This is a genomic window from Candidatus Amarolinea dominans, from assembly GCF_016704685.1.
GTDB classification, from domain to species: Bacteria; Chloroflexota; Anaerolineae; order SSC4; family Amarolineaceae; genus Amarolinea; species Amarolinea dominans.
Genome location: NZ_JADIZS010000080.1, coordinates 136,853 through 148,416, shown reverse-complemented (window position 1 = coordinate 148,416; position 11,564 = coordinate 136,853). Strand labels below are relative to the sequence as shown.

Here is an 11,564-nt window from a genome sequence, read left to right as displayed (position 1 = left end):
CCTTCCCTGCCTACTGTCGTGCTGCCCCTCCCCACCGTCGCCATTCCGACGCCGTTCTGGCCGCGCCTGCCCCGCTGGTTGAGCACAGGGCGCGAGCGCTGACATCAGCCATCGCAGGGAGCACTCATGCGTTTCTTCAACACGGCCGGCCCGGTCAATTGCCAGGATCATTACTGCTTTTGCCCCCTTGCAGCGTTTTGACCTGGATACCGTCATGAGCCTGATCGGGCAAAAGAAATACTTCCTGCTGCATGCGCCGCGCCAGACCGGCAAGACGAGCTGTCTCCTGGCCCTGATGACCCATCTCAACCAGGGCGGCATCTATCGCGCTCTCTACGCCAATATCGAAGCCGCGCAGGCCGTGCGCGAAGATGTAACCGCCGGAATCGCAGCCGTTGTGCAGGCCATTGCCGAACGCGCCAGAATGATGTTGGGAGAAACCGAGACCAACGGCCTGGCACGCGCAGTGCTGGCACAACAGGGCGCGGCCACAGCCTTGCAGACGTTTCTGTCGTACTGGTGCGAGCAATCTCCGCAGCCGCGGTGCTTTGCTCGATGAAGTGGATGCCCTGATAGGAGACACCCTGATCTCTCTGTTACGCCAGCTGCGGCGGCTATGATACCCGACCCCACTCTTCCCGCAGAGCATCGTTTTATGCGGCGTGCGTGACTTGCAGGACTATCGCATCCATTCGGCCCGCGAAAGCCAGTGATTACCGGCGGCAGCGCGTTCAACATCAAGGCCGAGTCCTTGCGCCTGGGCAACTTCGCGCGCCAGGAGGTCGAAACCCTGCTCGCTCAGCACACGCAGGAGACGGGCCAGCTTTTCACCGCGCCGGCGCGCGAGCTTGTCTGGGACTTGACCAGCGGCCAGCCCTGGCTGGTCAACGCCCTGGCCTATGAAGTCACCTTCAAGATGCCGGAAGGCCGCGTGCGCACCGCGGCCATCACGGCCGAGATGATCGAGCAGGCCAAAGAGCAAATCATCGAACGCCGCGACACCCACATTGACCAGTTGCAGCACAAACTGGCGGAGCCTCGGGTGCGCCGGGTCATCGAACCGCTCCTGGCCGGAGAACAGGCGGCGACCCATCTGCCCACGGACGATGTCAACTACGTGTACGATCTTGGCCTGATCCGTCGCGACGCAGGCCAGATTGCAGTGGCTAATCGCATTTACCAGGAGGTCATTCCGCGTGAACTAACCTTCAGCACCCAACTGATGATTGATGCTCAGCCTGCCTGGTATGTCCTTCCCGATGGCCGGCTCGATCTCAGCAAACTGCTTGCGGCTTTTCAACAGTTCTTCCGCGAACAGTCGGAGGCCTGGCTGGAGCAGTTCGAGTACCAGGAAGTTGGCCCGCAGCTCTTGATGCAGGCGTTCTTACAGCGTATCGTCAACGGCGGCGGCCGTGTGGAGCGCGAGTATGGCCTGGGACGCCGGCGCATTGATCTGCTGGTGATCTGGCCTCATCCGGGCGGCGTACAGCGCAGCGTGATCGAACTGAAGCTGCTGCGCCAGTCGCCTGGCCAAACCCTGACCAACGGCCTGGCGCAGACCTGGGCCTACGCCGATACGTGCGCCGCGGATGAGGCACACCTGGTGATCTTCGACCGCCGACCGGGGCGCAGTTGGGAAAAACGAATCTACCGCCGCGATGAGATCTATCAACAGCGGCTGATTACCGTGTGGGGAGTGTAGTCCCGTTGCCATGAACACCGAAACCGGTTTCTTGCTCGACAACAAATATGCGGTCCAGGCCGAACTGGGACGTGGCGGCATGGGCATCGTTTATCGCGGCTTCGACACGGTTCTGCGTCGGCCCGTGGCCATCAAAGCGCTGGCCCCCCACTTGAGCCAGGACCCGGAAGCCGTGGAGCGTTTTCGTCAGGAAGCGGTAGCCGCGGCCAATTTGCAGCATACGAACATCGTCACCATCCATGCCGTCGGCGAAGACAATGGCTGGCACTACATCGTCATGCAACTGCTGGAAGGCCAGCCCCTGGACAAATGGCTGGCGGGGCGCGGGCCGCTGTCGCTCGTCCAGGTGCAGCACATCTTGCACCAACTTGCCGCCGCGCTCGATTATGCCCACAAGCGCCAGGTGGTCCACCGCGACGTCAAACCGGCCAACGTCATGCTGGCCGCCAACGGCCATGCCACCTTGATGGACTTTGGCCTGGTGCGTGCGCTGCAGCGCGGCGACGAATCGAGCGCCGGCGGCGATGCCCCGAGTACCGGCGGCGGCACGCCCAATTACATGGCCCCTGAACAGATCCTGGGCCAGCCGGTGGATGGCCGCGCCGACATCTACGCGCTTGGCGTGATCCTGTATGAAATGGTCACAGGCCAGGTACCGTTCGTGCGTGAAACCACCCTTGCCACCGCTTACGCCCATCTGACCGACTCACCGCGCCCGCCGCGCCAACTGCGCGCCGATCTGCCCGCACCGGCCGCCGCGGTCATGCTCAAGGCGTTGGCCAAGAAGCCGGACGATCGCTACGCCCACGCCGGCGACCTGGCTGCCGCGTTTGCCCTGGCTCGCAAAGGCAAATGGCCGGCCGGCCTCAAGCCCACCCCCGCGCCACCGGCCAAGAAACGCACACCGACGCCACCGCCAACCAAGAAACGCACACCGACGCCACCGCCGGCCAGGAAACCCACCCCTGCGCCGCAGCCCACGCGCTCGCCCCTGCCCTGGTTGGCGCTGCTGCTCGTCCTGCTCGTTGTGGTCATAGGCGGACTGGCCTGGATGACGGCACTCCAGTCAGAGCCAACGCCCACGCCGCTGCCCACGGTGGTCGCGGATGGCGCGCCCGCTACCCTGGACACACCAACCCCGGCCACCAACACCGTCAAAACCGCGCCGGCTGCGATCGTCTCGCCCACCACACCACCCACCGCGCCCGCCGTGGCGACCAACACCCTGGCGCCAACACCAACCCCCTCCCCCACGCGGTCGGCCACGGCCACGCCGATCGCCGTTTCGCCAACACCCACGGCCCCCCTCGCGCCGGCAACGCCCGTGCTCCTGGCGCCGATCGAGGGCCTACAGGTATCCGGCGACACCACCTTCGTCTGGGCGTATACCGGCGATCTGGCAACCGATTGGGCCTTCGAGGTGCATCTGTGGCAAGATGGCACGCGCGACCATCTGACAGCCGCCGGAGCCGACACCCAGCGCGCCGGCGCTGGCCGCTGGCAGCAGATCATCAGCGTGAGTCAAACAACAGCCGTGCGCGCCGGCGGCCCCGGCGCCTACTGGTGGACCGTCGCCGTCGTACAGCTCAACCCGTACAAACCCCTCGGAGAAGAAGCGCCCCCCCGCCGCCTAACCGTAAAATAAACTCGATCTCCGATCCCTATTCAGCATTCAGCATTCATCATTCATCATTCATCGTTCAGCATTCACTTTCGGGAGGTTTCCATGGCAGAACGACCTTCATCGCAGCAAAATCAACGTGTGGCGCCGGCCGCGGCTGGCCTGACTCTGCGCGCCGTCTGGCTGAGCGATGTCGGCCGCGCGCGCGATCATCAGGAGGACAGCGGTGGCGTCTTCGAGCCGAGCGACGCGGCCGTTCTTCAATACAAGGGTCGCCTCTACGTGGTGGCCGATGGCATGGGCGGGCACAACGCCGGCGAGATTGCCAGCCAGATGGCGGTGGCCGAGATTCAGCGCGCCTACTATGCCGATCCCAGCGCGGACATCCCCACGGCGCTGACCAACGCGCTGCAATCTGCTCATCAGGCCATCGCCCAACATGCGCGCAGCACCGCCAGTCAGAGCGGCATGGGCACCACCGTCACCCTGGCCGTCGTGCGTGAGCGCGAGGTGCATGTGGCCAACGTGGGCGACAGCCGCACCTATCTCCTGCGCAGCGGCGTCCTGACCCAGGTCTCCCAGGATCATTCCATGGTGGCGGAGCAGGTGCGCGCCGGCGTTTTGACTGCTGAGCAGGCGCATAACCATCCCCAGCGTAACGTCATCACCCGTGCCCTGGGCAAGACCGCCACGGCCAAGCCGGATTTCTTTCACGGCGCGCTGCAACCTGGCGACACCTTGATCCTCTGCTCCGATGGCCTCAGCACGATGGTCACTGACAGCGAAATCCAGGACATTGTCAGCAAATGGGCGCCCGCGGACGCGGCTCGCCGCCTGGTGGACCTGGCCAACGAACATGGCGGCCTGGACAACATCAGCGTCATCATCGTGCGCGCCGAAGCGCCGGGCGGCAGCCGCACGGCCATGCCGGCGGTGCCCCGCGCCGACGCGGCCGGCGGCAGTCGTCAGGCCATGCCCGCAGTGATGCGCGCGCGGCTGAGCCGCCCAGGTCAGCCGCCGAACGCCGTTTCCCGCTGTGGTTGATGGCCGCGGCCGCGGTCATCGCCCTCCTGGCGCTGACCGGCGTCATCCTTCTGCTGCAGAGCACGCGCGGGGAAGTCAAAGCAACGTCCCCGGCCCCAACTCTGCACGCCGTCGCCAGCCAACCGGTCGGCGCCACCGCCACCCTGGCGTCCACCCTGCCGCCTGCACCAACCGCGCCGGCGGGCGATGGCGCCCAATCCGCCGCGACCGCGACACTGGCCCCCATCGCCACACCCGACCCATCGCCGATAGCCAGCCAGACTGCCGGAGCCCCAAAGCAGCCGGCCGGCTCCTTTCCGCCGATTGTCTTATTGGCGCCTGTTGGCAACATCACCATCGAGGGAGACGCCGAGCGGACTTTTACCTGGGACTGGAGCGGTAGACTGCAAGCCGACCAGGGTTTCCAGGTATTGCTCTGGAAAGATCAGACTCAACCAGAAACGGCTGCCGAACCGGTCACGACGAAAACCGGCAGCAGTTGGCAACAGACCATTCGCCTCAGCCAGGCGCCCGCCGTCAAGAAAGGCGGGGATGGCGCCTATTTCTGGACCGTCGCGCTCATCGAATTGACACCCTACAAACAGCTTGGCGCGAAGCCTGCGCCGCGTCCCTTGACCTATCGCAGCCAAAAGCCCGCGCCTCGGCCAACCGATACGGCCACGCCCTTTGTTCGTCTTTCACCCGCGCCTACTATTGATCTGCGACCAACGCCCACTCCCACACCATTTGGGGGTGGACAGCGCCGATTCTGACTCGGACCGTAACCTTACATGAGCATTTTGCACCTTGCACCGGTTTGAAAGGATCACTTTGTGGATACGTTGGTTGGCGCTACGCTTGCTGGCAAATACGAAATCCTGGTAACTGCTCACCCTGCAAGTTGATTTGACCAGGATGAACAGGATGAACAGGATTCTTGCTCTGTGGCGTGCAAAACTTCGGCAGGTGTAACTGCTCACCCGGCCTCTGCTCCCCAAGTTGATTTGACCAGGATGAACAGGATTCTTGCTCTGTGGCGTGCAAAACTACCGCCACGAGAGTTCGAATATCCTGTCAATCCTGTGAATCCTGTCTGAATTCCAGGCAGGCTGAGCAGTTACAAATCCAGGCTGAAATCGGCCGCGGCGGCATGGGCATTGTTTACCGCAGCGGTGGTCCAGAACGCAAACTATTCGATTTGGGCGGGGGCTACAACGCGGGTGAGGGGGACTGGGTGCAAGAGAGAATTTCCTGGGGGCCATGACGCTCACTGCCCAGTCTATGAACTTCACATAATCATCTTTAGAAAGGTCGGACCAACAACCATGAAGCTATTCTTGCGCAGCCGCCTCGGTTGCCTTTCAGTTTCGAGGCACAGCCCACGAAGGTGGGCTTCGCAGTCGTTGCGGCGACTTACAGTCGCCGGGCGTCACAGCCCACGAAGGTGGGCTTCGCAGTCGTTGCAGCGACTTGCAGTCGCCGGGCGGCCCTGTCTCGGCGTCCTCATCACCCTGGCCCTGCTGCTGACCGGCTGCCGCGCGCCCGCGGCGGCGCCAACGTCGGTCCCGCCCACGGCGCCGCCGACCGGCCCTTCGTCCACCCCCACCCTGCCCCCGATCGTGATCGGCACGGTCAACCCCACTGTGACCCTGGTCGCGCCGCGCTTGCCCACCTCGACCCTGGCCCCCACCCGCACGCCTACGCCGACCAGCGCGCCGGCCCGGGCGCCTGTCCTCGAAAGCCCGGCCAACGGCAGCCAGGCCAGCGGTCGCACCACCTTCCGCTGGTCATGGAACGGCCCCGCGCTGACCAGCAACCAGGGTTTCGAGGTGCGGGTCTGGAAGGATGGCCAGGCCGATCATTTTGGCGCGGCCGAACCGGTGCGCACCACCAGCGTCACCGTGGATCTCAACCAGGCGGCCGGTGTGCGCCAGGGCGGCGCCGGCGTCTATCTGTGGACCGTGGCCGTGGTGCAGTTGAGTCCGTACAAGCGCATCGGCAAAGAGGCGTCCCCTCGCACCCTGACCATCGGCGGCGTTCCGCCCACCCCCTCGCGCAGCGCCGCGCCGTTGATTGGGCCGGACACGCTGCAGCGGTTCGCGGCCGCCGGCGGCATCCTCAGCGGCAGCCTGCTCCTGGCCTGGCTCTATTTGGGCGGCGGCCTCGAAGCTTGGCTGCGCCGCTGGCGCCGATGGTGATCGCAGACGCCCGGCGGTTTGTCGAGTGGGGGGGCCTGCTCGTGGCGATCCTGGTCCCCCTCGCCTTCAACCCGCTGGACGCCAACGCGTTCGAGCCGCTCAAGGCCGCACTTTTCCAAACCATCACCCTGTTGATGATCCTGGCCGCCCTTGCGCCGCAGGTCGCCCGCCTGCGCTCTGCTGTGCCGCAAGCCAGCGGTTCATCCTCCGTTGGGCCGCAAGCCAACGATTTGCGCTATCTGTTCTACGCGGCCGCCATCCTGCTGGCGACGGTTTTTTCGGTAGATGTGCGCCGCAGCCTGTGGACGGCGCGCCCCACGGCCGATGGCACGCTGACGCTGCTCAGCGGCGTCATTTTCTGCTGGCTGTTGGGTCAGACGCTGACCACCCGCCGCCAGGTGCTGCGCCTGACGCTGGCGCTGGTGATCGGCAGCGTGCCGGTGACGATCTATGGCCTGCTGCAAGCGACCGGCCTCGATCCGTTGGTCTGGATCAGCGACTCGGTCTCGCCGGTGCTGAGCACGGTAGGGCGCTCGAACTACCTGGCCGCGTACCTGGTGATGGTCATGCCGTTTACCCTGGCCCTGTGGCAAAGCGGTCAGGACGGGCAGCCGGCGCGGCGTTTTGGCCTGCTTTTTGCGCTGCAACTCACCTGCCTGCTGCTGACCCTGGCGCGGGCCGCGTGGCTTGGCCTGCTGATCGGCGGTCTGCTGGCTGGCCTGGCGCTGGCGCAGCGCGGCGGCGCGTTCGCGCAGGATTCCCGCCGCCGCGGCCTGTGGCTGGCCGGCGGTCTGGCTGCCTGCCTGGTGGGCGTCGGCCTGCTCTACGCCATGAGCACTTCCGCGCTCGTGCAGCCGTCGGCCTATGGCATGCGCCCGGTCGTCTATGCCAAGTTGCGCGCCGACTCGGCCGCGGCGCGGCTGATCTTCTGGCGGGTCAGCCTGCGCCTGCTGGATGGCCGCTGGCTGTTGGGCTACGGCCCCGGCACCTTCGGCAGCCTGGTGGCGACCGTGCAGCCCGCGGAGTTGACCGCCGCCGGCCCGGCCGCCAGCCTGCTGGACGATCCGCACAACCTGCTGCTCGACCGGCTGCTGCAAACCGGCATGGTGGGCCTGCTGGCGTACCTGGCTCTGCTGCTGACGACCGCCCGGCGCTGGCTGCTCGCCTGGCGCGGGTCGGCGGACCGCCAGGCGCTGTTCATCCTGGCCGCAACCCTGGCCGCCATGACGGCCTTTCTCGTGCAGGCCCAGGCCACCCCCAATGTCGTCACGACCGATGCCCTCTTTTGGGTGATGATGGCCCTGGCCGCGGGCGCCACATAAACCAAACAAACACTGCCCCCAGAACGAGAAAGACGATGAAAAGACTTCTCATTCTAGCCCAATTTACCCCCATCTACCTGGAACGTTTGCGCCGCCATTTCGAGATCTTGCATGAAAGCTGGCTCGAAACGGTCGAGCTGGTCGACCCTGAGGCGTTGGGCGAGCGTTTGCGCACGCAGGGCATTGACTACCTGGTCATCGAGGCCGATTTTGTCCTGGCTGAGACCTTCGCGGCCGCGCCCAATCTGCGCTTCGTCGGCGTCTGCCGCGGCGAGATTGGCCCGCATGTGGACATGGAAGCCGCCGCCGAGCATGGCGTCACGGTGGTCAGCACACCGGGCCGCAATGCCGTGGCCGTGGCCGAACTGACCCTGGGCCTGATGCTGGCGCTGGCGCGGCGCATCCCCCAGGCGCATGAACTGGTGCGCGCCGGGCAGTGGGACAGCGCGCTGACCGGTTACGGCGCCTGGGGCGGCATCGAGCTGGCCGGGCGCACGGCCGGCCTGATCGGGCTGGGCGCGGTGGGGCGCGCCGTGGCGCAGCGCCTGCACGCGTTGGACATGCGTGTCCTGGCCTTCGATCCGTTCGTGGCCGCAGCCCAGGCCGCGCCGGCTGCCCTGGTGGACCTGCCCACCCTGCTGCGCGCAGCCGATTTCATCAGTCTGCACTGCCCGCTCACCCCGCAGACGCGCCATCTGCTCGATGAGACCGCGCTGGCGCAGACCAAACCGGGCATTTTTCTGATCAACACCGCGCGCGCGGCCGTTGTGGATGAAGACGCCTTGCTCGATGCGCTGCGCAGCGGTCGCGTGGCCGGCGCCGCGCTCGACGTTCACCGTGTGGAGCCGCTGCCGCCCAACAGTCCCTGGCTGGCCCTCGATCGTGTGATCCTGACGCCCCACATCGGCGGCGCTTCCGTGGATGTCATCGGCCACCATTCGCGCCTCATCACCGAGGCGCTGGAGCAGTTCGTTGGCCTGGGCTAAGGCTTTTTCAACGCAAGGGCGCAGGGACGCCAGGACGCAAATGCATTCGGGATTTTATTTTTTGACCCTCGACGCCGGCACGAGCGGCGGGCGGGCGGCGATCTTCGATGGGATGGGCCGCCAGGCGGCGGTGGCGGCCGCGGCCTGGGATTACGAGAGGCCGGCCGACGCCGCGCCGTGGGGACGGGCCTTCGACGCGGGCCGTTTCTGGAACATTCTGGCCGGGTTGGCACGGCAGGCGCTGGCGCAGGCTAACGTCCCGGCCCGCCAGGTGGCCGCGGTCAGCGTGACCGCGCAGCGCGGGGGGATGGTGATCCTGGATAGGGCCGGCGCGGCGCTCTATGCCGGACCGATCCAGGACCTGCGCGGGGTTTACCAGGCCGCGGCGCTGGAGGAAACCTGCGGCGAGCGCCTGGCTGCCATCAGCGGACACGGGCCGGCCCTGATCTTTGCGCCGGCGCGCTTGCAGTGGTTTCGTGAACAGCAGCCTGACCTGTTCAGCCGCTTCGCCACCCTGCTGACGATCAGCGATTGGCTGATTTTTTGCCTGAGCGGGGCGCGCTGCACGGAGCCAAGCGCCGCGGCCGACACGCAGCTCTTCGACATCCGGCAGGGCGCCTGGTCGGCCGAGCTGATGAGCACCCTGGCCCTGCCGGCCGCGCTCTTTCCGCCCGTGCACGTCACAGGCGCGGTGGTGGGCGCAGTGTCGCCGGCGGCCGCGGCGCAGATTGGATTGGCGGCCGCAACGCCGGTGGTGATGGGAGGCGCAGACACGCAGATGGGCCTGCTGGGCATGGGCATGACCGCGCCCGGCGAGGTGGGCATCCTGGCCGGCTGGAGTATGCCGGTGCAGCAGGTGACGGCCGCGGCGCTCGACGCCCGGCGCCGGTTGTGGGTTGGCCCCCATGCGCTGCCGGGCCTCTGGGTGCTGGAAGGCAACGCGGGGCCGGCCGGCCGCGCGTATGCCTGGCTGGCCGAGGTGATGTGCGGCCGGCCCGACTTTGCGGGTCTGGAGGAGATGGCCGCGTCGGTTGACCCCGGCGCGGGCGGCGTGCTGGCCTTCCTGGGACCCCAGCCGATGAACGCGGCGGAGATGGGGCTGGCCTGGGGCGGACTGCTCATGCCGCTGGGCGCGGACTTCATTGAGGTGCGCCGCGAACACCTGGCCCGCGCCTGCCTGGAGAACATCGCCTTTGCCGCCCGCGCCAACCTGGAATTGGTGACCGAGTTGAGCCAGGCGCCGGTCGTGCAGGTGGCGGTGGGCGGCGGCCTGACTCGCAGCCGTGTGTGGACGCAGATGCTGGCCGACGTGTTGGGCAGGCCGCTGCGCGTCAGCGCGCTGCCCGATGCCAGCAGCCGCGGCGCGGCGATCAGCGCGGCGGTCGGCGCAGGGCTTTATCCTGACCTGGCGACGGCCGCAGCCGCCATGACCCGCGACGATGTCAGCGTTACGCCGGCGCGGGTGGCGCTGGCGGAATACCTCGATCTGTACGAGCGCTGGCAGCGGGCCAGGGAACAGCTCGACGCGTTGGGCCAGCGGATTGATTAGCCTGCGCCGGGGCAAGGTGTGGTAAAATATAGGTAGCGGACTGTGCCCGCGGAGCGCATGCTCGTACAAATCGAGGAGGCTGCATGTGAGCGAATGGCTGGAGGAGCGGCGTCGGGTCCTGCTGACGGCGCAGCAGTTGTTGGAAAAGCGCCTGACCGTGGGCAGTTCCGGCAATGTCAGTCAGCGCGTGGGCGCTGAACTGCTGGCGATCACGCCGAACCGCCGCTACACCGAGGACTTGACCCCGGCCGACATCGTGATTGCGACGTTCGAGGGCGATGTGGTGGACGGGGACGGGATTCCATCTTCCGAGCTGATGCTGCACGTCGGCGTCTACCAGGCGCGGCCGGAGGTGCAGGCCGTCATCCATGCCCACCCACGCTACGTCAGCGCGGTGGCTATGACCGGCCGACCGATTCCGCCCATCCTCGAAGACCAGATGATCTACCTGGGCGGACAGATCGAAGTCGCTGCACATGCGATGTCGGGCAGTGATGAACTGGCTGCGGCCGCGGTGCTGGCCCTGGGCGAGCGCAACGCCTGTCTGCTCGCCAATCACGGCGCGCTTGCCGTGGGCCGTGACCTGCGCGCGGCTCTCTATGCCTGTGAATACCTGGAGAAACTGTGCCTGGCCTTCTTGTGGGCCAGCCTGCTCGGCGACCCCGATGTCTTGCCGCCGGAGGTAGTGGAGACCGAACAGGCGTTCTTCAGGATGATGCAGCGCACGGAGTCCGAACTCGTTGGGGCCAGGATCCGCCGCTAAGAGGAGTTGATTTTAATGAAAGTACCGTCGTTTATTCTCAGACAACTGTATGTCAAGGGCAGCCTGCGCGCCACCGACCAGGGCTTTGCCTTCGAGATCGCCAACAAACTTGGCTCCGGTTACAGCCGCGAGATGCGGCCGGTGATGCTGGATGGCGTCGCCTTCCCCCTGGAGCGGACCTTTTTCCGCCCGCCCGATGGACTGGAGATCGCGTTCAGCGATGTGTCGGACGACATGCCGTTCACCCTGGAGATGGGCAAGACCTTGACCATCCTGGTGGAAGGCGCCGACCTGACCCCCGGCAAGCACAAGGTCGGCATGGGCTTTGTCGTCAAGGGCATCGGCGAGCTGAGCTTCGACGTGACTGACGTTATCGAGTAAACTCAGTATTCAGCATTCT

11 protein-coding genes are annotated in these 11,564 nt (G+C 66.2%); all 11 read left to right on the top strand.

Annotation, left to right across the window (positions count from 1 at the left end):
• Positions 1 to 214: 214 nt before the first annotated feature.
• The 11 genes from IPF85_RS27355 to IPF85_RS27305 all read left to right on the top strand — a co-directional run bounded on the left by IPF85_RS27355 (position 215) and on the right by IPF85_RS27305 (position 11,545).
• Positions 215 to 559 (top strand): hypothetical protein, encoded by a 345-nt coding sequence (locus IPF85_RS27355; protein WP_343411214.1) that lies wholly within the window; start codon positions 215 to 217, stop codon positions 557 to 559.
• 150 nt (positions 560 to 709) lie between these two features.
• Positions 710 to 1,702, top strand: a complete 993-nt coding sequence (locus IPF85_RS27350) for a hypothetical protein (protein ID WP_343411213.1) — start codon at positions 710 to 712, stop codon at positions 1,700 to 1,702.
• A 10-nt stretch (positions 1,703 to 1,712) separates the two neighbouring features.
• Complete coding sequence (locus IPF85_RS27345) at positions 1,713 to 3,347, top strand: protein kinase (protein WP_343411212.1); 1,635 nt, start codon at positions 1,713 to 1,715, stop codon at positions 3,345 to 3,347.
• A gap of 81 nt (positions 3,348 to 3,428) precedes the next feature.
• Positions 3,429 to 4,367 (top strand): Stp1/IreP family PP2C-type Ser/Thr phosphatase, encoded by a 939-nt coding sequence (locus tag IPF85_RS27340; RefSeq protein ID WP_343411211.1) that lies wholly within the window; start codon positions 3,429 to 3,431, stop codon positions 4,365 to 4,367.
• Positions 4,367 to 5,119 (top strand): hypothetical protein, encoded by a 753-nt coding sequence (locus IPF85_RS27335; RefSeq protein WP_343411210.1) that lies wholly within the window; start codon positions 4,367 to 4,369, stop codon positions 5,117 to 5,119. The genes IPF85_RS27340 and IPF85_RS27335 overlap by 1 nt, the downstream gene beginning before the upstream one ends.
• Positions 5,120 to 5,806: 687 nt before the next feature.
• The gene (locus IPF85_RS27330) at positions 5,807 to 6,544 is read left to right on the top strand and encodes a hypothetical protein (protein ID WP_343411209.1); all 738 of its coding nucleotides are present in this window, start codon (positions 5,807 to 5,809) and stop codon (positions 6,542 to 6,544) included.
• Complete coding sequence (locus IPF85_RS27325; protein WP_343411208.1) at positions 6,517 to 7,866, top strand: O-antigen ligase family protein; 1,350 nt, start codon at positions 6,517 to 6,519, stop codon at positions 7,864 to 7,866. Before IPF85_RS27330 ends, IPF85_RS27325 begins: the two co-directional genes overlap by 28 nt.
• A gap of 35 nt (positions 7,867 to 7,901) precedes the next feature.
• Positions 7,902 to 8,852, top strand: a complete 951-nt coding sequence (locus IPF85_RS27320) for an NAD(P)-dependent oxidoreductase (protein WP_343411207.1) — start codon at positions 7,902 to 7,904, stop codon at positions 8,850 to 8,852.
• A gap of 40 nt (positions 8,853 to 8,892) precedes the next feature.
• On the top strand, positions 8,893 to 10,401 hold the full coding sequence (locus tag IPF85_RS27315) for an FGGY-family carbohydrate kinase (protein WP_343411206.1): 1,509 nt from the start codon (positions 8,893 to 8,895) through the stop codon (positions 10,399 to 10,401).
• Positions 10,402 to 10,486: 85 nt separating this feature from the next.
• The gene (locus tag IPF85_RS27310; protein WP_343411205.1) at positions 10,487 to 11,164 is read left to right on the top strand and encodes a class II aldolase/adducin family protein; all 678 of its coding nucleotides are present in this window, start codon (positions 10,487 to 10,489) and stop codon (positions 11,162 to 11,164) included.
• Positions 11,165 to 11,179: 15 nt separating this feature from the next.
• On the top strand, positions 11,180 to 11,545 hold the full coding sequence (locus IPF85_RS27305; protein ID WP_343411204.1) for a hypothetical protein: 366 nt from the start codon (positions 11,180 to 11,182) through the stop codon (positions 11,543 to 11,545).
• Positions 11,546 to 11,564 lie beyond the last annotated feature (19 nt).

Coding starts and splice junctions, on each gene's coding strand:
- IPF85_RS27355 (WP_343411214.1), top strand. CDS start 215: ATGAGCCTGATCGGGCAAAAGAAATACTTCCTGCTGCATGCGCCGCGC.
- IPF85_RS27345 (WP_343411212.1), top strand. CDS start 1,713: ATGAACACCGAAACCGGTTTCTTGCTCGACAACAAATATGCGGTCCAG.
- IPF85_RS27340 (WP_343411211.1), top strand. CDS start 3,429: ATGGCAGAACGACCTTCATCGCAGCAAAATCAACGTGTGGCGCCGGCC.
- IPF85_RS27335 (WP_343411210.1), top strand. CDS start 4,367: ATGGCCGCGGCCGCGGTCATCGCCCTCCTGGCGCTGACCGGCGTCATC.
- IPF85_RS27320 (WP_343411207.1), top strand. CDS start 7,902: ATGAAAAGACTTCTCATTCTAGCCCAATTTACCCCCATCTACCTGGAA.
- IPF85_RS27315 (WP_343411206.1), top strand. CDS start 8,893: ATGCATTCGGGATTTTATTTTTTGACCCTCGACGCCGGCACGAGCGGC.
- IPF85_RS27305 (WP_343411204.1), top strand. CDS start 11,180: ATGAAAGTACCGTCGTTTATTCTCAGACAACTGTATGTCAAGGGCAGC.